Raw genomic sequence first — 21,151 nt, 5'->3', positions numbered from 1 at the left:
ACTCCCTCACTTTGCGCATCCTTAAAGGAGGCAAAATAAAAACGCCTATTCAGCGTTTGTTGGATATTCTTCTCTTGTTATTTCTTTGTATTGTTTCGGCGTAATCTTCTCAAAACGAACAAATTTTGCTACATCTTCATTTTCATAACACTTCCATTGATAGAACAATGAAATACTACGGAACCAATCCAATTAAATGACCCCCTTTTCATTCAGCAACATGATAAGCTCTGATATTGTTTTTGATTGTTCTTCTACTCTCTTTTCTGACTCTGACAGCTGCTGAAGCAGATCAGCATTTTGCTGTTTTAATAGATCAATTTCTGATGGTGGCATCGGTTTTGGCTGCAAGCTATCAATGTATTCCTTTGTTGCCGACTCATACCATGCCCTTTTCGCTACATTGTATTTACCTTTGTACAAACCATTTTGAGGTCTTACATCTGTATATCCTTTTGGGATGTCTGCGTCCTCTTCAATTTCTATTTCTTCTCCTGGAAGGTAATTGAATTTTTCATCGTATTTATATACCCATTTCACTTTCATCCCTCCTGTGCAGCCATGAATTTAAAGCCGAAAGTGATAAATTCATTTGGGTTTGTTGAATTGGAGACACTTTGTATATACACATTACCATCAGTATCAATATGTGTTCTGTGTGTTTGTGGTGTTGAACCAGCGCCGATACTAGATGCTACCCCTATAAAATGCATTCCCTGAATAGGGCGATAACCACTTGGTAATGTAAAAGCAGGTACCTCAAAACCGATAGTACCCCCTGTAATTGAACCAATTAACTCTACCTCTCCAAATGCATTCTTATAAAATTGCACTTTTTGAGTCCCGTATTCTTTCCATCCGTTTATTATTTTTGTCGGGGACTTCCATTCTATTTGCTCTGCGCTGGTTAACAAGCGTTCCCATTTTGACCATACGCTATTTACAACTGTTTTTCGCCATGTCCGGCCGAGATTATCAAAACCAATGATAGAACCATAGTTTCCTGCACTATTACATACCCAAACCCCTCGTAAAGCAACACCTGGTCCGTTAATAGCTGATGTGTCTGAGGTGAAATGTACAAAACCTTTATAACGAGGTAGTATGTCATGAAAATCAACAGAATTGATTATGTGAAATTTCCCAAAACCATCTGGATTGGTAATAGGAAATGCTTGTATAGCATTTAAATCTTTAGATGTGAGCTGCCTTTCCCATTCAGTCCATGTATAGTCAATCTTCCTAATTCTATAAAAAGAGTTCAGACCATTAACTGCATCGTATATAGCTTGTAACAGAGTATTTCCATAACTGATAACAATCATAAATGCCCTTTTGATCCCTTGTGGACCATTTAGACCTGCATTATAAACGAGATACATTCCTGTTTCCGTAATTTCGTTATAGTCGGTGGTCTCACTTGTACCTTTATAAAAGGGTTGACCGTTATCCCTTGTTATTTTATGAAGCTGACTGTTGTTCCATTTATCTTTTTCAGCTGCTGTCGGAATCTGAGTCCAAGTGATAGACAAATGGCTAGAATTATAGTAGAAGTAATATGCATTGCCTGATGTATCGATCGCAAAACCTGTTCCAATGTTATTTTGTCCCACTGTCTGTATCCCTCTAATGGCAAATTGTGAAGGGCTATCCTCTATTCCACTGGGCGCATAAAATGTACATGTCCCTTTGTCTTTAATTGAGTCAAAGATTTTTGAGCCGGCAGGAATATTTAAAAGTTGTACTCCATTATCTCCTGTAATTTTATACAGCTGTGACTCATTCCATTTCTTTTTTTCTAGTTCTGAAGAGTGCTGTCTCGAATCATCGATATGATTAGTTAATTGTTCTGATATACCAGTGTCGTTATGAATCAGTATTTTCAACATATCGTTGAATAGATCAGCATGAGCTTTATCACTCGTTTCAAAAGAACGAGGAGTTTTTATATCCAATTTGTTCTCTCCTTTCTACAATGCCTTAAATTGTTTCAATGAGATTGAGGATAATTTATGATTTAATGGTTTATTACCCTAAGCCGTCGGAATCACCTTTTTCAGGCAAAAAAAGAAAGCCATTAGGCTTCGTATTTGGTTCCTGTTATGTCTTGATAGTCGTCTGCCGAGATCCAGCCAATGCTTACATAAAATGCAATGTCCTCTGGGCCGTAACACTGCCAGTCCCAGAATTGTTTGATATCTGCTACAGTCGGAAACATCATTCTGAAGTCCCCCCTTTTTGTATAGCCAATAGCTGTGTTAATTGTTTAGATAATAAAGCATTTTGTTTCTTTAAAAGTTCTATATCACTTGGCGGGAGAGGGGCTGGTTTTAAGCTATCTATATACTCCTGTGTCGCTGATTCATACCATTGTTGTTTTTCCACATCAAATGCTGCTTTAAAAAAAGAAGGATTATTGGGTGGAGCAATTGTTGTGCATTGATCTGGAATGACATAATTACCTTCATTATCCCTTTCGAACACTTCGATAGGTCTGATCAATTCATTTTGATGATTGTATTGATAGGCTTGTATCATCTTTATCACTTCCTTAATTTAATGGGACGACCGTGTCTAAATAGTAGCCAGTTACTGCACTGTTATTCACTGCATGTAGACCGGTTAATTTTAACTCTCCTGTCTTATATATATATAATTTACTATGACCCGTTGTACCTGATACTGGTACTGATACTACTATGCCTTTATCAGGCAATCCAGTAATTGGAATTCTCCCGCAGATAACTTCTCTATTTGCTACTAGATGACCTCTCAACAATAATAAGTTTCCCCATTTAACATATTGAACTGGTCTGTCACCAATAGAAGAACCATTATCTAATGTGACATTTAGCCAACTGACATTTTCAAAATCAGCATCAGTAACTATTTTTTTCCATCCTTTGAAAACACCGTCAGTATGAACAGTACCAAACCAATGAGTGTTGTCATAACTTCTAATGATGTGAATAGTTTTTCTACCATTTACAGTTTCTAAGATATCGATATTAAACCAAGAAGAATCATTATCGACAGGCATATTTAAAACATTAGATCCAACAGCAAAGTAAAATCCGGATGGCAGCGTTAAAATATCAGTACCTATCGGCATTGAAAGTCTTAATCCCTTTGAGTTTAATAGGTTATGGTCATTGAGACGTTTCCAACCGCTCCACTCTTGTTGGGTACCTGTTACATCAGTTGTTGAACGGTTAATATAGACATCTCCTGTATTGTTTGCACCGATGACCCAGCCGTAGGTATTTTCACTAAAGACAGACAAAGCCCTCATGGAACTTCTTGTCGGAAGGTCTGGATGTGCTTCATGGATGTACCATGAGTGAACTCCCGGCAATTTTATCAGCTTATCTAAAATACTAGGATCATCTGCATTAATTCTTTCAAAAGCTTTTCCATCGTCAGCAGTGATTTTAGACAATTGTCCTGCATCCCATTTGTTTTTTTCATTTTGAGTCGGCATCTGCACCCAGTTGATTCCAATGTCTTTTACATAATAGGAAAAATAAAATGCATTGCCTAATGTGTCAATTGCCATTCCTACACCAATATTGTTTTGCCCTACAAGCTGGAAGCCTCTTAATGCAGCGTTCCCAATAGCAGGAGAATCAACTACTCCAGAACCCCCTGGGGCATAGAATGAGCAAGCACCTAGCGCTTTAATTTCCTCATAGATACTGCCACCTGGAGGAATACTGACCAAATGGGACCCGTTATCATTTGTTAGTTTATATAGCTGTGATTCATTCCATTTCTTCTTTTCTGAACCAGAGACGTGAGGATTTGTATCTTCTGCATGATGATGAATTTGAGCTAATAGTTCTGTATCATTTTCAATCAAGATCTGTAGCATTTTATTAAATAAATCTGCATGCGCTTTGTCGTTTATCTCAAAAGAACGCGGTGTTTTTAAAACCATATTTCTCCCCCCTTATAATGTTTTAATGTGATTTCAACTCTTTTATATCACGTAATATCTGTGTCATTTGTTTGGTTAAAAAGGCATTTTGCTCCTTTAATATTTCAAGATCATTAGGTAATGGTTTTGTTTTTAGGCTATCGATATAATCTTGCGTAGCTGTTTCCTCCCATTTATGTTCTTTAGGATTAAATTTTGCAATATACGATTCAACAGGAGGAGGTACATCGGTAAAACCTTCAGGAATTTTTTCATGTTCATTGATGAGTTTTTCTTCACCAGGCATATAAATCAATTGATCATTATATTTATAAATCCACATTTTAGTTCCTCCTATAATGTACTGAATTTAATTAAAAACGTAATGAATTCTGTAGGATTGACAGAGTTAGAGGAAAATTGTACACATACTCTTCCGTCATTTGAGATAAATGTCCGATGATATTGTGGTATCCCAGATGTACCAAGACTAGAAGCAACCCCCACATAATAAACAGAATGTTTCGGGCGGTATCCCTCTGGAAGGACAAAAACAGGAATTTCACCTAAGGCACCATCTCTAACAGCACCATTTATCTCCACTTCTCCCAAAGCATTTTTACCGAAACGAATAGGCAGCGCACTTGAACTATATTCTTTCCATCCGTTTAAAAGTCTTGGGGTGGTCCATATAATTTGTTGGTCAGCTTCACTCAAATTACGTCTCCAGCCTTGCCAGCCTAAATTTAGATCGAGATAATTTGTAAACATATTGTTTTTGTTATCAATAGCAATAACCCAGCCATAAGTTCCTTTATTATTACTATCAGATGAAGTGAAATGAAAAAATCCTCTGGCAGATGACTCAGAGGGATTATCTTTTGCACCAGCCACAGAATAAAAAGTGCCGAATGTTTTACCAGTTTCAGATATTTTATCTAGAAGACTATCTGAAGCATCTACAGATACACGAACACCACCCGTGTCATTAGTAATTTTAATTAATTGACTTCCATTCCATTTATTTAAATCGTTTATACTCGGAAGGGGTGTCCAAGTAATAGTCGTATGACCAAAATTGTAGTAAAAGCTGTATGCTTTTCCTGATATATCTACCGCAAAGCCTGCTCCAATATTATCTTGACCTACAATTTGCATACCTCTCAGTGATATATTTGACGGTGTTGGAGAATCTTCGACTCCAGGAGCTGCGTAAAAGGTACATGTACCTTTATCCTTAATTGCATCAAATATTTTTGAATCAGCTGAGACATTGATAAGCTGCATACCGTTATCGGCAGTTATTTTATACATCTGCGAATCATTCCATTTTTTCTTTTCTTCTTTAGATGCATGTGAGTTCATATCTTGCGTATGGTTGGTAAGCTGTTCTAACAGACCATTGTCGTTTTTAAGCAAGGTTTGAACCATTTCATTAAATAAATCAGCATGCGCTTTGTCACTAGTTTCAAACGTTTTCGGTGAATTTATTTCCATTTAAATCCCTCCATCAATAAATATCATCAATCTCAAAAACAAATTCGATGTCACCGTCTTTTTGTTTGTCTGTCATGGTGCGGATGGCGGTGAATTTGCCGTCTTCGTCGACAAGTGCTAGTTCGTTGATCACTTCTCCTGCCAGTTCTCCTTCGGCGATCGTGCAGGTGTAGCGGATTTTTGCTGGTTCCATGAAGGTAAACGAATCAATATTTTTTTGGACTAGTTCTTTTTTGAGTTTTTGTTCCGTGCCGTCTAGAGAGATTGGTTTTCCATCCTTCGTTCCCCCATTTCCAAATGCCATTTTGACGACTTTTGTGAGTTTTGTTCCTTCGGCTCTTGCCTTTGCCATTTGTTGACGTGCATACAGTGTTGTTACGGTTAATTGATCAGCCATTGTGATCCTCCTTATAACTCTATTTTTTTAGAAGTTGCTGCTAGCATTTTTGATCCATCCAGCGGAACAGATCCATCGAGAATCCAGTAATGATCCTTGATCAATAAGCTGCCGCCCTGTTCAGTTTGGACATGTACTGGTAAGCGGAACGTCATCTTCTTCTTGGTTTGATGCTGGAGCTGATTTTTTGTGCGTAAAGTCAATGCTGCTCCTTGCTTCGTTTCATGTACCGCTCCAGTCATGACATAGTTCATGCGATATGCTGTGTCTGACTGATATTGAAGCCGCATTCTCATGTTTAATGAATGCCGAAAACGAGCAGGCACATCCGTTGTACCTCGTGTTCCGCTGAGATAAAACGTACCATTTAAGACAAATTCACCATTGAGTAAAATCGGAATATGATCGAAAAAACCCACTCTGCTGCGCAGTGTGAGCCTCCCGTGATGATCATTTTTTTCATATACGTCGGTATGATGAAAAGCCGTGAACGTATAAGCCAAGTGTGCAGGTTTTAACGTTTCAAGTATTTCTACAATATATCTCGTGTTTTGCAGATCATCTAGGTTCACACGTAAGGCGAAATGATAGCGATTGGTTGTGAGACGGATGATAGCACTTGGATTCTTGAGAAAGCGATTCACTGATTTCTCTAATGAAAGATACGTGATTGGCGGAATATTTGACATCATATTGAGTAAGCGTGCCCTGCGCAGTTCAATTGAATCATCTGATTCCCGCTGCACCTTCAGCATTCTTTCCCATCTATTCAATCCCCATGTCGCTGTTAAAGGAAAGAACTGATCCGTTAAGTCGAAAATAGATTCGTCCAATCCCTCAAATTCCGGTGCCTCTGTCTTGAGCAGGTGATCCACTTCATAAATCTCTGTAAAATATGGCGGCAAGTAGTTTTTCATTTCATCCTGTTTGCTCAATAACCTTCACCTGCCTAAGACGCGGAATCTCAATGTCCTGTAATACTAAGTTTTTCGACTCTCCATTCAATAACACATCTGCATAATCTGACACACTTTCTGAATGGTACAGAATATCATTTAAGGCGGACATTCGAATGGTACTCTTTTCAAATGCGATTGATTTCAACAGCGTCTTGACCTTTTCTTCTATTTCTTTCTGAGCTCCTTCAAGGGTCCAGTCCATTTGAAGTTCGACAGCTACTTCTATGTCGATATCCAGCCATTTGGCGCTTTCAACAGTTGCTTTTGAGCCTATAGGCGCTTGTCCTTCTCCTTCACCTGGCACTGGGTCGATATATTCCTGTACCCTTTTGACAAGAAGATCTGATGCAACATCTAGATTGCCATCTGTGATGACAATTTTGACCGTCCCTTCTCCGTTCCAAAGCGGGAACACTTTCGCTCTGCCAACACCGGTCACTTCCTCAGCCCATTTTTTATAATGCGCCCTGTTGGCACTGACTGCCTCTCGCCTCGCACGTATTAAATATCGATCATATAAAGAAGCGTCATCTTCCTCCTCTTGACCTGGTATCACCAGTTCTTTCATCGTAATCGATTCAAGTCCTGGAATTGTATCAAGTGACAGCAGCGGCTGATCTGTTAATTGAACATTGCCGGCTTTACCAGGTGTCTCGCATTCTAGCGTGCCATCCTTCGAATACTGGAAATAAACGTCTTCAATAAAAAAACGTGAACCAGCTGGAATGTTGATATTTTCTGGCTGAATGGCCGCTGACCAAACCGCTTTAGTGGCTGGTTTTCTTTCAATTCCTACTTCAGCAGCCCGCCGATCTAGAAACTCTCCTTGTGCTGTATCTGCAAAGACCAGCTCAAACACTTGATCAAGCCAAATATAGGACTGGGCCAATTCAGCGGCAGCAGGTGCCAAGGCATTCCAAATCACGCTGTTTTCTCTTTTATCTATATCATCTGGCAGTCTATCCAGCATTCTTTCCATTAATGCTTCATACGTTTGTTCTTCAAACATCGCCCTCCATCACCTCCTCTATTTCTAATGTGCCCTCATCTGTGACAATCGCTAGTTTGACATGAAATGAGTCATTTTGCTTTGTGACCTCTAACTCTTCAATATGATCAATCCGCTCGTCAACGATCAGTGCTTCCTCTAGCAGCCTTGGAATCTCCATTTCTTTGTATTCATCCGTAGCTTCTGTATCCGTCAATAGCTCCTGAATTTCAGTACCAATGTCGTGGCTGTAGATAGGATGTGCATACCGCTCTGTCCTAAGTGTCATATAAACGAATTGCCGGATTGCCTCGATGCCTGAAATGGTTTCGCCTGTCAGTCTGCCAGTTTCAAAATCTATTCGATACGTCGTCGAGGTTTCGACCTCTTCGTCTTCTTCTGTTTCCTCGATTTCTTCCTCTGGTGAAAGTGCCACGTTCATCACCTCCCTTACAATTTGTCGATGATGTAAAAGGACTGCCCTCCTGCCATTGCAAGCACCATAATACTGTCTCCCCTTTTCAGCTCATCATCCTCACCCTTATTTAAGCGCTTGGGCCAAATCAGTAATTCTTCTGGAATGATCAGTTTATGATTTTCATTTAATCGGATGCTCAGAGGGGAAACAGCCGTTACTTCTCCGATGACAAGATCAATTGGAGATTCTGCGTCTACTGCATTCACTGCCAATCGTTTAATCGCTTCACTTAATCTCACGCCTGATCACCCTTTGGCATAGAATTTTTCTCAACAACATCAATGGTCATGGTGTGTTTCACCCCACTGAATTCATGTTTGTCTTGATCGATCCAGTAAGTTTTTGTTACGTTGATTTCAGGAATTTTCAAATAGATTGGGAGACCGCTTTGCAGCTCAGGAATTCCTAGGGCTTGGATGCTTTTGACTTCTTGTTTGACGCCTTTTTTCTCAGCCAGCCGTACTTTGGCTCTTTTTTGCAGCTGCGGCTGGTTGATTTGCCCCGTGACTGTCTCAACATGCTGTAAAATACCGTATTTATTCTGACCGGCTTTATCCTGTTCGATCACTACAATCTCGGATTTACTGCCTTTTTTCTTATTCTTCCCCTGTTCATCAGCAGACGTACGCATCTTGACACGAGTGGCTGTCTCTTCAATCGAGGTGCTGTATTGATAGCTGATGAGATTGACGCCTGATTCAATGACCCATACGTCCTCTGGATCAGGCCAAGCTCTCAGCCCCATCTTGCCTTTAGCAGAATAGATTTGATAGTTTCTTCCCGTTTGCCGCTTCGTTTCTTTCAATGCTTTCAATATCATGTCATACAAGCTCGTATCATTTTTAAAGACTAGTGATTTGATGACATGTCCTGTATTGGCAATGGAGGTCATTGGAATTTGAAAATCAGCTCCAATCCGCCTTAAGATTTGATCTGCTCTTTGATTTGAAAAAACATAGACATCTTGGTTTTTCACCAAATATTGAAGCATATCGTATGCGGTAAAGGTCAGCTTCCCTTCAACGGGCGTCCTGGAAAAAACAATGCCTCTGAACAGCTCTTTACCTTTCCATTTAAAAAGAACCGTGTCCCCTTCTGAGACACGGTAATATGTTTGACTGCCTTGCTTTGTGATAATATTTGCCTGAATAGAGCGAGGGGCTTGATACCTTTGCCCCTGAAGTGTCACACTCTCTGTGACAAGCTCATACATGGTGCCGCTTCTGATGGCAAAAAGCTCAATCAATGCCAGCCCCCCTTATTGAGGTATTTTTAATTTTTGTCCAGGGAAAATCCAATGCCCCGGCTGCTTAATATTGCGTTTGCTTCGTTTAATCATCGCTGCTTTATTGGCATTCCAAATACGCCGCCATTTCGTACTGTCACCATAAAATCGGCCTGAAATGGCCCACAACGTATCACCTTTTTTGACGGTATACAATTTTGGTGGTGTTTTTGATGGCCTTTTCTTTTTGGTTTGTTTTGCTTTTTTCTTCCGTTTGATTTTCCTAGGCGATGCGGTTTTATATTCTTTTAACTCGATCGTAAATTCACGATCTCCAATATCATATGACCCTTCCTTGTGGGTAAAGCTTTCAATGCTGCACGTCATATTGATTTTTGTCCCAGTTACAATCAACCGTACGGATTTCTTTGAACGCATCATTCGTTCAATTTTCGCTATTGCATTCTCTGGTGATGGAATGCTTTTATATTCAGCAATCGGCGAATATTTCTTAGGAAATAATGAGGTGAATGATACTTGTTTCGCCGAGGGTACGTCAATAAAGGTCAGTTCTCCAAAAGAGGCGACTTTCACTGTTTCATTTTGTACGTTATTTGTGATTTCGAGTTCAGATGGAAGGACAGGGAATCGCAACTTGTCCTTTCCTTGGGAAATCCACAATTGATACACTGATTTACCCATCCATCACGACCCCCTTCGATCCTGTATGAAGCTCTACTTCCAGTTCATCTACAAGCATTTGTTTGATTTTTTCGACTAACGATTGCTGGTCTTGTCCATTATGGAAATGCTGATCGCCATTGAATTGAATTGTGATTTGTTTATAACCTGACGATGTTGTACTGCCAGCAGACTGAGCTGAGGTGACCTGCTGCATCTGTGCTTCTGGTAAAGGAGCAGATGCATTCGATGGATCATATACTTGCATCCCAAGTGCCTTGGCTGCCTGCGTCAATAAATACCTTCCGCGAATGCCTCTTTCTTCAGGAATAATCCATTCGCGTTTATTTCCTTCACCGACTCTAGCCACCTGCTCTTGAGTAATCAATCCGCCATTTGCGTAGCCTTTATAAGGGCCGCCTCTTCTCATACTTCGTAATCCCGGCGTATTGAAGACTGTTCCATATCTGCCCTTAATGTAGTTAATAGCTGCAACGGCATTATGAATTGGGTTCCAAATGTCATTCATGCCCTTGCCTTTATTGGCGTTAAACGTCGTTCCAATGGTTTGCATTAAGCCTTTAGAAGGTGTTCCCTTTTTGGCGTTGGAATCCCATAAGTTGATCGCTCTCGGATCTCCATGTGACTCATTTTGCGCGATGGTCATCAGACCTGGAAGCCAGCTCATAGATGTACCAGTCGCCATGATAGCCGCCATGAGCCATTGCTTCACATTTAGATTTGAAGCTCCCATGCCGCTGAAGGCTCCAATTAATGAACCAGCCTGATTCTCAGCAAATTTTTTCACATCAACTGAGTCGAGCCCTTTGACGACACCAATCGATGCAAATTTCCCAAGATTCATCATGACGCGTGAAGGGGAATGAATGTCTAATTCATCTCTAAACGCCTGCTCTACTTTCTTCGCCATTTCTTTGGCTGCTTGCGTGACTTCGCTTCCTTTGGAACGCATGCCGCTGTTAAAGGCGTCAATCATTCCAGAACCCCAGCCTGGTGATTCTTGTTTTGCTTGCAGGAATGGTTGTTTGATGTGCTGATCTACGTATTGACTAGTACCAACTGATGTGGCATTTTGCCCTGTCGCAAAACCACTAACCGTCCCAGAACCCCAAGTTGGTGATGCCGTCATCACTTGTTGGTATGGTGCTTTTACACGACTTTGCAAGAAGCTATCTGTTCCTGTTGGTGTCATCTGCTGACCATTTGCAAAGGCAGAAACCGTTTGTTGACCATACTTTCCTGAGTCTGATGTCAATTGACCAAAAGGCTGCTGAATATTCTTTTGTTTCCATTGATCAAGAGAGATTACTTTACGGTTTAACCCTTGTTCAAAGTCGTTATTAAATTGCTCGCCAATGCCAGAGGCTTGAATGTCCCCAGTCATCGAGACCGATCCGTCTATTGAACCGACAGAAGATGATGCAGCTACAGCTGTAGGAGCTGGAGAGCTTGATACTTGATTTCCAGCTGCTCCGCTTGGCATAACAGACATTCCGAGTTGAGAAGCAGCCTGTGCAAGCAGCATCTTTCCGCGCCCTCGGTTATTTTGAGTTGGAATGACAAATTCGTTACCTGCTTCACCGACCCATGATAAGGTTGGCTGGGTGATATAGCCGCCTGTGGCATTATTATCAGGTTTTTTCTTCCCAACGACCCAATTTATTACTACATCTACAATACCGCCTGCTTTGTCAAAAATCTTTTTTACCCAGCCAAATGCTGCAGAAAATCCATCACTTATGGCACCTGCCACTTTTACGATCGGTGTCTGAATATTATCTTTAAACCATTTGGATAATCCATCCCAAATATCTGTCACCACTTTATACGCTTCTTCGAACTTTTTCCCGAAACTATCTTTAATGGTTCCTACAGTATCTACAAGTGGATTCCACACATTCTCCATAAACCATGTCGATACAACTCCAAAGATTGATTGTATTTTTTTCCATGCATTTGATAATGCCGTCCAAATTCCTGTAGCGACTGTAACGACTGTGCTGCTTAACGGTGTCCAAACGTTTTCGATAAACCACCCTGCAACTGTACTGAATGTTTCTTGAATCCATGTCCAGGCATTGACTAGGCTTGACCAGATGGTCGTTGCTACCGTAACGACTGTACCGCTTAACGGAGTCCAGACGTTTTCAATAAACCACCCTGCAACTGTACTGAATGTTTCTTGAATCCATGTCCAGGCATTGACTAGGCTTGACCAGATGGTCGTTGCTACCGTAACGACTGTACCGCTTAGCGGTGTCCAGACGTTTTCGATAAACCAGCCTGCGACTGTACTGAATGTTTCTTGAATCCATGTCCAAGCATTGACTAGGCTTGACCAGATGGATGACGCTACTGTGACTACCGTACTGCTTAATGGTGTCCAGACATTCTCTGTGAACCAAGTCGCAACTGTTGACCAAACTTCAACAATTTGATCTTTGATTTCAATGGCTTTTTGGCCAATCTTTTCAAATCCGCCCCCATCAAACCATTTTCCGATCGTTTCACCGATAGATTCGCCGCCCATACTTCCAGCGATGCCGCCTACTAGACCACCGATGGCTGTACCTACCCCTGGAACTACACTTCCAATAGCTGCACCTGCTGCTGCACCTGCCATCCCACCGGCGATACCGCCTCCAGTCGTACCGATCTTTTCACCAGCATTCTCTTTTTTCATACCGATTAAATTTGTTGCACTAAGTAAACCACCTAGAATAGGTACTTTCTTTAATAATTTACCGCTCCCTTTACCGATATTTTTCACCGCATTCCCTAGTCCACTTAACCCCTTGCCGCCAACTGAAGCTGCGATACCCGCACCTTTCTTTAGTCCACTAGGGATTTTCCCAAATAATTTACCTGCATTTGTTTTCAGTTTCCCTAATTTACTTGGAGGCCTTCTATTCATTTCGGTTCTTGATGTGGCATTTGGATTTGTTGATTGTCTCGGTGAACGGCCATTTTTCGCTTTAGTAGACCCTCGGCTGCTTATTCCTCTTGCACAACAAGGGCAACAACTACTGCGAAACAAACCTTTTCCACCTCGCGGCTTAGGCTGCGTTTTAGGAGCCGAATTAGATGGTGCTGTTGTCGGAGCTGTTGTTGGTGCTGTTGTTGGCGCTGTTGTTGGCGCTGTTGTTGGTGCTGTTGTTGGTGCTGTTGTTGGTGCTGTTGTTGGTGCTGTTGTTGGTTCACTTGATTGATCACTTGTACCTAAGAGTCGATCTAATCCAGTCTTCACCAATTGATCTAGTTTTTTTTCAGGATTAAATTTAATCTTCTCTTTAATTCTTCCGATCACATCTTGTTTGTACTCTTCCATTTTATTTTCAACCCAAGGAAGAGCTTTTTCATCCCAAAACTTTCTAGGACTCAATTTTTCCTTCACTTTGTCGGCAACGTCACCTGCATATTTTTGAATTTCATTTAATCCTTTATTGGCAAAGTTTTGGAGCCAACTCTGTTTAGGTTCATCCTTTTTAACTGACGGACTAGCAGCCTCAGGCTCTTTTTTTATGGTTTTTTCTTTCACAACAGACTCTGCCTGATCTCGTTTTTTCAACTTACTTTTTGCATTGTCTTGAACAGACACTCTGATTTCGTGTTTGGACATCGTCAAGCTTTTGAGTGTCTTTTTGATTCGTTGAATTGCAGCGGTGGCTTGGTCAACCATGTTTAATCTCATATAATACGTTCTGTTGATGAGCTGAAGGATTGATTTTTTGATCGATGACATTTTCGCTGACAATTGATCGTTTAGTTTAAACGTCAGCATAATGGGGGTTGTTCCCATTTGTTTCAAACGATTTATGCTGGATTTGATGACATCCAGCCCCTTCGCTTGAATGGATATGACCAGATGATTTGGAATCATATTTAACTGATTGTTCAATGCTTTTAGATCACGATAGATTCCCTGATCCAGCCTCATGGAAAATACTGAAATTTTCCGAAGCGATAAAGTGAGATTTCTTAAATTCTTTTCATCTATTTCTAAGCTTATTTTTACCGGTTTTCTAAATGGTTTGAGCTGCTTCTCGAACGTTTGAAATCGTTTTTGAATGCGTAATAACTTCTTCGACACCCGGTCTTCTAATTCAAATCGTGCTGTGAGTTTCGCCATTTATTTACCTCCTTTCTTTGCTTCTTTTTCTAACATGTCTAGCTTGTAGCTGATGAGTCCAAAAAGAAATGCTTTGAACGGCCTTGGTGCTTCATATAAATCTAGGAGTTCAGATGGGGAGTAGTGAAGTTCGTGCATCGCGTAATATAAAAACACCGCTTCTTTATCCCCATCTTTTATTAGTTTTTTGCTGCTTCTTCTAAATCTTCAATTTCATCTTCGAATCCGTTGATTTCGATCGCTTTGTTTAACCAGTTCGCATATTCACCGCCGACTGACAGGACCCGTTTTGCTACTTCAACTGGATCTTGTGTGCTGTAGGCTTCTCTTAATTCCTTTGAACGGAAATCTGGGTAAATCGTCGATTCAATCGCAATACGTGCGTAGAAGCGCTGGCTGTCTAAGTCCTTCACACGTCCTCTGCCTTTGATATTTTTGAAGGTTGTGTTTTCTTTTTCCAATTCATCAATACGTTCAGTTGTAATGGCTTTAAAGACAAAAGGAATAACATTCCCTTTTTTATCAACAAAACGCTTAGAAATCGGTACTTTGACTTCTTCCGCTTCTACTGTTTGTCCTGGCATAAAAAATGAAAGATCAAATGTTTGTTTTTCACTCATGTTTAAAAACTCCCTTTGTTATGTTTTTTTGAATGCAAAAAAGCACATCCATTTTTTGAATGTGCTTTCCAATCTTTTCATGTATAATATAATTCGTACAATTGAACGGCTTGCTCAAGGGTGTCTGGCTCATCCCCGATAGGAAGGGGGTGATGCTCATGTCAACGTTCCAAGCGATTTCCCTAATGCTTTTATTCGGGATGTTTATCCTTGCTTTGTTGACGTATATAAACAAAAAATAGACTCCCCTTGAGCTTTGGACGGTTGAAGGGAAAGTCTATCCTTAAAACTATCTAATTGATAAGCCAGCCCCTTGAAGGGCCTCATTGTACATTGCCGGGATGTTGGAGCATCCTGGCTTCTTTTTATTTTATGCAAATTGCTTTGCATGTAAACATAATTTTGTATACTCGGAATGCTTTGGGAATGCTCTGAGCATTCTCTTTGCATTATAGCATATTCGGTTTTTATTTAGCTAATTAATTAGCTAATTTCCTCCACATTTCTTAGAAAGAATCCTTCAGCTTTTCAGGAAGATCAAAGTCCTCAAACGTGAAAGGAACTTCTTCTTCAAGCGCCTCTGAATCAACATCCAATCCAGCGATTTTAGCAGAATCAAAGTTGACATCAAATAATGTCACACGCTCAGTGCCACGGCCTGATGATTTATCGTCAATTACCGCTTGAAGAGTGAAATATGGATCTTCTCCTTTTTTCACATAATTGAGCATTAATTGAACGAAACGGGACGTAACTTTATAGAATGTTGCCGTTCCTGTTCCATTTGCTCCCGTTGTTTTATGGCCAGTCATTCGGCGGCCCATGACGTTGACTTCTGATTTGTTTTTCTCCACGTTTGCTTCGAAGGTTTTGATAAATGCAAGTTCCTCACCTTCTAAGAAAAGACGACCTTCTTTACCTGAAATCGTATTTTGCGCTTTAAAAGCCATCTTACTTCACCTCCACATTGAAATAGAATTTTTCTGCCGCATCGACTGGTTGAACCGCTAAATCGATGATAAATCCATCACGATCTTCATTGAGACCGATCACGATATCTGTTTCTGAATTAAAGCCTGTAATGCCGCTGCCATCTTGAAGCTGTGTGAGATACTGGGTAATCAGTGTTTTCACAAGTTGCACACCATCATCTGATGCTGGAATGTCATTGCCATTGGCTTTACGTAATTTAATCAGATTTTTTAATTCGAATGTTAAATCATTGTTGATCGCATCAAGCACACGAATAATTTTATTTTTCGCCAATTGCTGGTTCTTTTCAGCTGTAAAGCTTGTCAAGGAGTTAATATCTTTTTCAACACTCACCGTGCGATCTCTCGCATCAAAGGTGAAAAGGAACTCCCCTTGTGATAAACGGTATTCTACTTGATCATTGTCCAGGCGTTCTAATGTATCGACTGCTCCTTCGTATTCAACAAAGGTCAATGACTGATTGAAATTTGCTCCGGCACTTGCACCTGCGACCCATGCTGTTGTTTGAGCAGGTGTTAGTTCTGTTCCATCTTCGAGGACAACGCCGCTTGTCACATTGATGATTCCTTCTTGGTCCGCTGCATAATTCGCCACAACCCCTTGCACCTTACGACCTTGCTTATCACGTAAACGCTCGATAAATGAAGCGAAGGTTGCTTTTAATTGCTCACTATTATCGACTGGAAGGGCAATGACATCAAAGTATTCTGTTTCTGCTGCTTCTAGGAAAGCTGTATAATCTGCGACACTCGCCACGCCGTTTTTCCCGCCGCTTAGTGCCACACCAGCTGTGATGACAGCTTCACCTTCACCAGAAAATTGAACGTATTTGTTTTTCACAAGGTCTTTGACATCAGTGACGACCTGTTTATCCACAATATCCGTTCCAAGATAAGTGATCACATCGCGTTTTGTGCTATCAAGTACATTTTCTGCCACTTGTACTGTGATTTCATTTCCTTTTAGGCCGCCATAATTTGCTGTGACCACAAAATTTTCAGCAATTTCGGCTTTGGCCGGCTCACCTTCATTGAGGCGGTAAAGCAAGACCGTTTGCGCTTTTTTCTTTGCTTCACGGAAAAGAAGCAGTGACTTATCATCAATGTTAAGTCCAACCTTTTTATTTAAATCTTCCATATTTGAAACGGAAATAAAGGTTTTTGGTTCTCCCCAGCTCATCACAAGGGGAAGTGCCACCGTACCTCGATCGCCTAAAGTAATTCGCTGCTCTGCTGTTGTTTTAAAATTAAAGTAAATGCCAGGACGCTTTTTCTCTGTACCTGGTGTAAAAGTGCCTCCGTTCATCCTTTAAACCTCCTTGGACAAAAAAGCATCGATGTGCTTCTTTGCTTCTGTTTTTGTAATTGGTTGATGTTTGATATAAAAAAGAGCACCTTCAAGGATTTCTGGTTTTACCCCAAAAAGATCCTTGCTGTGCTCTTTTAAGGCTTCAAATGAAAAGCCAAATTCTTTTTCTTCGCCAGCTGTTTGAGCAGGCTGAGCATTTTTAGTCTTGCTCACGTTTGATCACCCCATCTGAAAAGTTGATATCTTCAAGGCTTGCCTGTTTGTCACGGTTATACCAATAGCTGCTATCCCACGTCAGGACAATCGCTGCTACGCCTTGATCTATCATTCTTGTTTCCACTCTTTTTATGCGGACATAATCATCAAGCACCTCTCCGTCTTCACTCATCATCTGAATGATTTGACGATCAGCAAGCAATGCATCAACGATTGTTTCTGCCGCATCATGTGCTTTTTCTGTATCAATATGAAAGACTTTCACTTGCAGCGAATAAGATTTCATAAAGGTAGAGACCGTATCTGGACCACTGATCACTGTCACAGGCGGCACGTAAACGGATGGCACTTGAAAGCGTTCTGGCAAAAGACGATCATACATTGTCACAGGAAAGTGTGTGTAGATATAATGCATGATTGCCCCGACTTCTTGATTCATTCCATCACCTCCCAAAATGTCGATCGAACCAGCTTTGAAGCTTTCGATCCAGCGACTGTTCAAACATTTGCTCATAGAGCATGACAGCATGATCCCAGTAGCCATTTCCATCAATCCATTGAGAGGCAAGCATCATCCCTGTACTTGCATTCGGATCATATTCAAAGCGGCTGCCAGTCCATCTGCCAGGCACCCATCTTCGCTCTCCACTTGAAGAAGTGGCATGTCCGTCATTGACATAGGAGGCATATTCAAGCTGCGTTCCCACTTCAAGTGTGAGACCGCCTTTTGAAATGAGAAAATGATTCTCCTTGCCACCTTGCTTAAAGGAGCTTAGAAGCCGGCCTGTATCGACAGCATTCTCCTTGATTAATTCATCCTGAATGATGTCTAAAAACTGCAGGCCCATGTCCTCCAGCCAATCTTGATATTCTGCCTTCAAGCCGCCATCACACGCTGTTTCCAGCTGTGAAAGCAGCCGGTCAAGTCCATCAATTTTCATAGATTTTCCTTCCTGACTGCCATCACTTCGATGTGATGATTTTTCACTTTTTTAGGCTGCTGTAATTTGAGTGACACGCCATTCCACACCATTTTGTCATGCAAGCGAATATCACTTGCTAAAGGAAAATGGACAAGATAGGATTGATAAATGACTGTATTCGGCTCTTCTTGCACAAGTGACTGGTTCTTTTCTATGACATAACAAGCTAGATCGGTCAGACTGGGAGCAACGGGATAGGAAAGTGTCATTTGTAAATCATCAGCTGGAATTCCAAATTTCCCGCGGACGGACTCCTTCTGTTCAAGGTGAAAAAGATCACAGCGATCTGTTAATAGAGATTGATAGCTCATAATGACCTCACCTTTAGTTTGGCGCTGCCGCCGGTCAATGTTGGTTCAATGTAATCGACAAGCAGGGCATATACATAGGGTCTGCCTTTCACTTGATCAGCTGCCTTCGCATATGAATAATCGCCCATCTTTTCTGACGTAAAGCCTTTCATCATAGATTCGTCATCATTCAGCATGGCAAAATATTGAGCCATTTTTAATAATGCGATTCTTGCTTTTTCAGGGAGGGGCTGATATTTTTCACTTGAGAAATCGTGACCTACGATCTGAAATACCGCAGCTTCTGCTTCGATAATATCTGCTGTCAGTCTTTCTACAGATCGATTTTTCACACGATCAAATACAGAATAGGCTTGCAGTTCTTCAGCAGAAATGATCATGACCTATCGTCACCTACTCTTTCACTTTCATCACTTTTGCTACAGCATCCTCTTCCTCAAATTTGCTGTCTAGCTTCGCTGTGAGGACAATAATAAATTTACGGCTGCGAATATCTTTTTCTACTTCAATTCGAATATTACGAGAGAAACCGACGATAATATTTTTAGGGTGTGTCAGCAAAATATCTGATACGTCTGTTCCTGCTTCGTCATATGGCTGCATATTGGCAAGACCTTTGACCGGCACACCGAATGCAGAAGAAAGTCCGCCTTGAATGGCCGCATCTCCGAGGCCTGTCTGACGGTTTGCTACTTGATCCTTCCACTCAACCTCTAAACTTGGGGAGGTGTAGAAGCGGAAATCCTGAGGTACACGTAAATATTTTGATGGCATCGCTTTATAGGCTTGCTTAAACATTTGGCGGCTAATTTCCGCTCCATTCGCATCTACGATATGAGATACCGCTTGTTTTCTCACGCCATCCATTTGAGCTAAAAATGGATCTGCTGAAGTCGTATCGCCATTGACGATGAGCTCTTCAATGTCAACTGCTGCACGTTCAGCAAGCATTTGCATAATCGTCTGCTGAATTCCGTCTTTCTCAATATTGTTTTCAATGCTGTCGTAGGTCATATGAATCTCTGCGATGACCTCTTTCGCATTTAGCTGGACAGTGCTTGTCGCTGGGACAACACGATCTTTCGCATCAAGCGCTTTGCCTTCTTCTGCTGGGCGCAAAATACGCTGGCCAAAGCCGATTTTTTCGATTTTTTGTGAATCACTTTCCATTGGAATGATACGTGCATCATTTAAAACGGTTGGTGTATTTTGCATCATTCTAATGAATGTGTTGGATTGGGTTGCGTTCATGAGACCGCCGGTTTTTAAGCTGGCAAGTGTCATTTCGGCCTTGCGAATCAACTCTTGATTTCTCACACTGTTTCCTCCTTATTTAGGCTTATAGTAAGCCATCCCATATGGGCTTTGTACTGTCGTTTTGTGTATCGTGGATTGTTTGTTTTGACATGCCGCGCGCTTTTTCAAGCATGTGAATCCGCTCTGAAATAGGCAAAAGCTGCTGCTGAAGCACTTGCTCAAGCGCTGCTTTTTCTCTGCTGGCTGATTTCTCTAAGGAAGAAAGCTGATGGCGAATCGGTGCAACGACTTGCTCAAGCACCTTTTGGACAGGTTCTTCCCCTGTTTGATCTGTTTCCTTCTGTTCAGCCTGCTGTAAGACATTGTCGATAGCCATTTTTGCTTTTTCAAGCTCTCGTACTTGCTCCGTCGTTAAAGCAGCATCTTGTTTTTGTACAGAGGCTGGCCTTTCACCAATCGTTTGAAGCACATCTTCTGTCTTCAAAATGTCCTGCACGATTGGCAGCAATTGCTCAAGCGCTGATCTTACACCCGCCTCATCACCATCACTTGACTGTAAGGTTTCCAGCAGATGGTCTAAAACGCTCCAAAATTGTTGTGACATGTTTGCACCTTCCTCTTTCAAAAAGAAATTTTTCAGCAAAGAAAAAAGCCCTCTCTCATTTGAGCTTTGAGATAGGAGCTGATCTTGTTCTTCTATTGCTACGATGTCCGCCGTTCCAGCCATTGAATACCCTGTAATGTGGCCTTTCTGAATTTGATCCCAAATCTCTTCCGAAGCCTTTGTCACAAGCACCCAAGATCCTTTTCGAATCAGCTCACCGCCTACTTCAAAATCAGCTGGTGCGATGTATGATTCAACCACTTCGCCAACACCATGTTGAAAATCATGCTGTTTGTCAATGTGGCGGGCATCCTTCATAAAACTATGTGCCGCTCTTTCAATTTCTTTGGCAGACATAAAGTCTTGGTGTGCATCAGGTGTATTCGGTTCATACACGACACCATACACAAGGCGATGAGCATCTTCTGCCTTTGTCAGCACACTGATCTCCTTTTGAAAGTCAGGCCGCTTTTTCTTTGCCTTCATTAAAAAGAATTTCTTTTTGTTTGCTGCTCTGTCGACGTAGGAAACATGCGTAATTTTTGCGTTTTTTAATTCTCTTGGCATA

The 21,151-nt window shown here is 41.2% G+C and carries 28 protein-coding genes and 1 pseudogene; 2 read left to right on the top strand and 27 right to left on the bottom strand.

Features of this window, described 5'->3' with window-relative positions; translation table 11 throughout:
• Positions 1-45: 45 nt before the first annotated feature.
• The 16 genes and pseudogenes from ACLGGR_RS09820 to ACLGGR_RS19285 form a co-directional block, all read right to left on the bottom strand.
• Complete coding sequence (locus ACLGGR_RS09820; RefSeq protein WP_224929347.1) at positions 46-192, bottom strand: XkdX family protein; 147 nt, start codon at positions 190-192, stop codon at positions 46-48.
• On the bottom strand, positions 193-546 hold the full coding sequence (locus ACLGGR_RS09815) for a hypothetical protein (RefSeq protein ID WP_410972968.1): 354 nt from the start codon (positions 544-546) through the stop codon (positions 193-195).
• Positions 543-1,955, bottom strand: a complete 1,413-nt coding sequence (locus ACLGGR_RS09810; protein ID WP_410972967.1) for a hypothetical protein — start codon at positions 1,953-1,955, stop codon at positions 543-545. The genes ACLGGR_RS09815 and ACLGGR_RS09810 overlap by 4 nt, the downstream gene beginning before the upstream one ends.
• 122 nt (positions 1,956-2,077) lie before the next feature.
• Positions 2,078-2,221, bottom strand: coding sequence for an XkdX family protein (locus tag ACLGGR_RS09805; protein ID WP_410972966.1), 144 nt, complete (start codon positions 2,219-2,221; stop codon positions 2,078-2,080).
• The gene (locus ACLGGR_RS09800) at positions 2,218-2,538 is read right to left on the bottom strand and encodes a hypothetical protein (protein ID WP_410972965.1); all 321 of its coding nucleotides are present in this window, start codon (positions 2,536-2,538) and stop codon (positions 2,218-2,220) included. The genes ACLGGR_RS09805 and ACLGGR_RS09800 overlap by 4 nt, the downstream gene beginning before the upstream one ends.
• 13 nt (positions 2,539-2,551) lie before the next feature.
• Complete coding sequence (locus tag ACLGGR_RS09795; protein ID WP_410972964.1) at positions 2,552-3,937, bottom strand: hypothetical protein; 1,386 nt, start codon at positions 3,935-3,937, stop codon at positions 2,552-2,554.
• Positions 3,938-3,959: 22 nt separating this feature from the next.
• Positions 3,960-4,259 (bottom strand): hypothetical protein, encoded by a 300-nt coding sequence (locus ACLGGR_RS09790; RefSeq protein ID WP_410972963.1) that lies wholly within the window; start codon positions 4,257-4,259, stop codon positions 3,960-3,962.
• Between the two features lie 11 nt (positions 4,260-4,270).
• The gene (locus tag ACLGGR_RS09785) at positions 4,271-5,413 is read right to left on the bottom strand and encodes a hypothetical protein (RefSeq protein ID WP_410972962.1); all 1,143 of its coding nucleotides are present in this window, start codon (positions 5,411-5,413) and stop codon (positions 4,271-4,273) included.
• Between the two features lie 13 nt (positions 5,414-5,426).
• Positions 5,427-5,810: a phage tail-collar fiber domain-containing protein gene (locus ACLGGR_RS09780; protein WP_024423249.1), complete on the bottom strand. Its 384-nt coding sequence runs from the start codon at positions 5,808-5,810 to the stop codon at positions 5,427-5,429.
• A gap of 11 nt (positions 5,811-5,821) precedes the next feature.
• Positions 5,822-6,745, bottom strand: coding sequence for a YmfQ family protein (locus tag ACLGGR_RS09775; protein ID WP_410972961.1), 924 nt, complete (start codon positions 6,743-6,745; stop codon positions 5,822-5,824).
• Positions 6,729-7,778, bottom strand: a complete 1,050-nt coding sequence (locus ACLGGR_RS09770) for a baseplate J/gp47 family protein (RefSeq protein ID WP_098677636.1) — start codon at positions 7,776-7,778, stop codon at positions 6,729-6,731. The genes ACLGGR_RS09775 and ACLGGR_RS09770 overlap by 17 nt, the downstream gene beginning before the upstream one ends.
• Entirely contained in the window at positions 7,771-8,193 is a 423-nt protein-coding gene (locus tag ACLGGR_RS09765) for a DUF2634 domain-containing protein (RefSeq protein ID WP_034282463.1), read from the bottom strand. The genes ACLGGR_RS09770 and ACLGGR_RS09765 overlap by 8 nt, the downstream gene beginning before the upstream one ends.
• Before the next feature lie 14 nt (positions 8,194-8,207).
• A complete protein-coding gene (locus ACLGGR_RS09760; RefSeq protein ID WP_024423253.1) occupies positions 8,208-8,474 on the bottom strand; it encodes a DUF2577 family protein in 267 nt (88 codons plus the stop codon).
• Positions 8,471-9,481, bottom strand: coding sequence for an XkdQ/YqbQ family protein (locus tag ACLGGR_RS09755; RefSeq protein WP_251215799.1), 1,011 nt, complete (start codon positions 9,479-9,481; stop codon positions 8,471-8,473). Before ACLGGR_RS09755 ends, ACLGGR_RS09760 begins: the two co-directional genes overlap by 4 nt.
• Before the next feature lie 12 nt (positions 9,482-9,493).
• Positions 9,494-10,162 (bottom strand): LysM peptidoglycan-binding domain-containing protein, encoded by a 669-nt coding sequence (locus ACLGGR_RS09750; RefSeq protein ID WP_025094222.1) that lies wholly within the window; start codon positions 10,160-10,162, stop codon positions 9,494-9,496.
• Positions 10,155-12,944 (bottom strand): annotated as a pseudogene (locus ACLGGR_RS19285) (transglycosylase SLT domain-containing protein); the annotation flags it as partial. The pseudogene ACLGGR_RS19285 and the gene ACLGGR_RS09750, both read right to left, overlap by 8 nt.
• A gap of 145 nt (positions 12,945-13,089) precedes the next feature.
• Here ACLGGR_RS19285 and ACLGGR_RS19280 point away from each other — a divergent pair.
• Positions 13,090-13,371 (top strand): YMGG-like glycine zipper-containing protein, encoded by a 282-nt coding sequence (locus tag ACLGGR_RS19280; protein WP_458773719.1) that lies wholly within the window; start codon positions 13,090-13,092, stop codon positions 13,369-13,371.
• Between the two features lie 920 nt (positions 13,372-14,291).
• On the opposite strand, the gene ACLGGR_RS09735 is transcribed toward ACLGGR_RS19280, so the two are convergent.
• A complete protein-coding gene (locus ACLGGR_RS09735) occupies positions 14,292-14,429 on the bottom strand; it encodes a hypothetical protein (RefSeq protein WP_095410046.1) in 138 nt (45 codons plus the stop codon).
• A 41-nt stretch (positions 14,430-14,470) separates the two neighbouring features.
• Positions 14,471-14,911, bottom strand: coding sequence for a phage tail assembly chaperone (locus ACLGGR_RS09730; RefSeq protein ID WP_039180982.1), 441 nt, complete (start codon positions 14,909-14,911; stop codon positions 14,471-14,473).
• A gap of 152 nt (positions 14,912-15,063) precedes the next feature.
• Here ACLGGR_RS09730 and ACLGGR_RS09725 point away from each other — a divergent pair, with 152 nt between their 5' ends.
• Positions 15,064-15,153 (top strand): putative holin-like toxin, encoded by a 90-nt coding sequence (locus ACLGGR_RS09725; RefSeq protein WP_074041930.1) that lies wholly within the window; start codon positions 15,064-15,066, stop codon positions 15,151-15,153.
• 264 nt (positions 15,154-15,417) lie between these two features.
• On the opposite strand, the gene ACLGGR_RS09720 is transcribed toward ACLGGR_RS09725, so the two are convergent.
• The 9 genes from ACLGGR_RS09720 to ACLGGR_RS09680 are packed head-to-tail and all read right to left on the bottom strand — an operon-like array spanning position 15,418 to position 21,150.
• Positions 15,418-15,861: a phage tail tube protein gene (locus ACLGGR_RS09720; protein WP_410972960.1), complete on the bottom strand. Its 444-nt coding sequence runs from the start codon at positions 15,859-15,861 to the stop codon at positions 15,418-15,420.
• A gap of 1 nt (position 15,862) precedes the next feature.
• Positions 15,863-17,209 (bottom strand): phage tail sheath family protein, encoded by a 1,347-nt coding sequence (locus ACLGGR_RS09715; RefSeq protein ID WP_034282473.1) that lies wholly within the window; start codon positions 17,207-17,209, stop codon positions 15,863-15,865.
• A gap of 3 nt (positions 17,210-17,212) precedes the next feature.
• A complete protein-coding gene (locus ACLGGR_RS09710) occupies positions 17,213-17,425 on the bottom strand; it encodes a YqzN/YkzM domain-containing protein (RefSeq protein ID WP_024425900.1) in 213 nt (70 codons plus the stop codon).
• Positions 17,412-17,867: a phage tail terminator family protein gene (locus ACLGGR_RS09705; protein WP_039180991.1), complete on the bottom strand. Its 456-nt coding sequence runs from the start codon at positions 17,865-17,867 to the stop codon at positions 17,412-17,414. Before ACLGGR_RS09705 ends, ACLGGR_RS09710 begins: the two co-directional genes overlap by 14 nt.
• Before the next feature lie 4 nt (positions 17,868-17,871).
• Positions 17,872-18,369 carry an HK97 gp10 family phage protein gene (locus ACLGGR_RS09700; RefSeq protein ID WP_410972959.1) on the bottom strand — a complete coding sequence of 166 codons (498 nt, stop codon included), beginning with the start codon at positions 18,367-18,369 and terminating at the stop codon, positions 17,872-17,874.
• Positions 18,366-18,722, bottom strand: coding sequence for a YqbH/XkdH family protein (locus ACLGGR_RS09695; protein ID WP_251215803.1), 357 nt, complete (start codon positions 18,720-18,722; stop codon positions 18,366-18,368). The genes ACLGGR_RS09700 and ACLGGR_RS09695 overlap by 4 nt, the downstream gene beginning before the upstream one ends.
• Entirely contained in the window at positions 18,719-19,102 is a 384-nt protein-coding gene (gene yqbG, locus ACLGGR_RS09690; RefSeq protein ID WP_024423261.1) for a protein YqbG, read from the bottom strand. Before yqbG ends, ACLGGR_RS09695 begins: the two co-directional genes overlap by 4 nt.
• Before the next feature lie 13 nt (positions 19,103-19,115).
• Positions 19,116-20,039 (bottom strand): phage major capsid protein, encoded by a 924-nt coding sequence (locus ACLGGR_RS09685; RefSeq protein ID WP_024425904.1) that lies wholly within the window; start codon positions 20,037-20,039, stop codon positions 19,116-19,118.
• A 22-nt stretch (positions 20,040-20,061) separates the two neighbouring features.
• Complete coding sequence (locus ACLGGR_RS09680; protein ID WP_410972958.1) at positions 20,062-21,150, bottom strand: XkdF-like putative serine protease domain-containing protein; 1,089 nt, start codon at positions 21,148-21,150, stop codon at positions 20,062-20,064.
• Position 21,151: the final 1 nt, after the last annotated feature.

The sequence above is a fragment of the Bacillus sp. BD48 genome (assembly GCF_046566805.1).
Classification (GTDB): Bacteria; Bacillota; Bacilli; order Bacillales; family Bacillaceae; genus Bacillus; species Bacillus safensis.
This window is presented reverse-complemented; position numbering and strand designations above follow the sequence as displayed.

Coding starts and splice junctions, on each gene's coding strand:
- ACLGGR_RS09815 (WP_410972968.1), bottom strand. CDS start 546: ATGAAAGTGAAATGGGTATATAAATACGATGAAAAATTCAATTACCTT.
- ACLGGR_RS09805 (WP_410972966.1), bottom strand. CDS start 2,221: ATGATGTTTCCGACTGTAGCAGATATCAAACAATTCTGGGACTGGCAG.
- ACLGGR_RS09800 (WP_410972965.1), bottom strand. CDS start 2,538: ATGATACAAGCCTATCAATACAATCATCAAAATGAATTGATCAGACCT.
- ACLGGR_RS09795 (WP_410972964.1), bottom strand. CDS start 3,937: ATGGTTTTAAAAACACCGCGTTCTTTTGAGATAAACGACAAAGCGCAT.
- ACLGGR_RS09790 (WP_410972963.1), bottom strand. CDS start 4,259: ATGTGGATTTATAAATATAATGATCAATTGATTTATATGCCTGGTGAA.
- ACLGGR_RS09785 (WP_410972962.1), bottom strand. CDS start 5,413: ATGGAAATAAATTCACCGAAAACGTTTGAAACTAGTGACAAAGCGCAT.
- ACLGGR_RS09780 (WP_024423249.1), bottom strand. CDS start 5,810: ATGGCTGATCAATTAACCGTAACAACACTGTATGCACGTCAACAAATG.
- ACLGGR_RS09770 (WP_098677636.1), bottom strand. CDS start 7,778: ATGTTTGAAGAACAAACGTATGAAGCATTAATGGAAAGAATGCTGGAT.
- ACLGGR_RS09750 (WP_025094222.1), bottom strand. CDS start 10,162: ATGGGTAAATCAGTGTATCAATTGTGGATTTCCCAAGGAAAGGACAAG.
- ACLGGR_RS09735 (WP_095410046.1), bottom strand. CDS start 14,429: ATGCACGAACTTCACTACTCCCCATCTGAACTCCTAGATTTATATGAA.
- ACLGGR_RS09730 (WP_039180982.1), bottom strand. CDS start 14,911: ATGAGTGAAAAACAAACATTTGATCTTTCATTTTTTATGCCAGGACAA.
- ACLGGR_RS09725 (WP_074041930.1), top strand. CDS start 15,064: ATGCTCATGTCAACGTTCCAAGCGATTTCCCTAATGCTTTTATTCGGG.
- ACLGGR_RS09720 (WP_410972960.1), bottom strand. CDS start 15,861: ATGGCTTTTAAAGCGCAAAATACGATTTCAGGTAAAGAAGGTCGTCTT.
- ACLGGR_RS09715 (WP_034282473.1), bottom strand. CDS start 17,209: ATGAACGGAGGCACTTTTACACCAGGTACAGAGAAAAAGCGTCCTGGC.
- ACLGGR_RS09705 (WP_039180991.1), bottom strand. CDS start 17,867: ATGAATCAAGAAGTCGGGGCAATCATGCATTATATCTACACACACTTT.
- ACLGGR_RS09700 (WP_410972959.1), bottom strand. CDS start 18,369: ATGAAAATTGATGGACTTGACCGGCTGCTTTCACAGCTGGAAACAGCG.
- ACLGGR_RS09695 (WP_251215803.1), bottom strand. CDS start 18,722: ATGAGCTATCAATCTCTATTAACAGATCGCTGTGATCTTTTTCACCTT.
- yqbG (WP_024423261.1), bottom strand. CDS start 19,102: ATGATCATTTCTGCTGAAGAACTGCAAGCCTATTCTGTATTTGATCGT.
- ACLGGR_RS09680 (WP_410972958.1), bottom strand. CDS start 21,150: ATGCCAAGAGAATTAAAAAACGCAAAAATTACGCATGTTTCCTACGTC.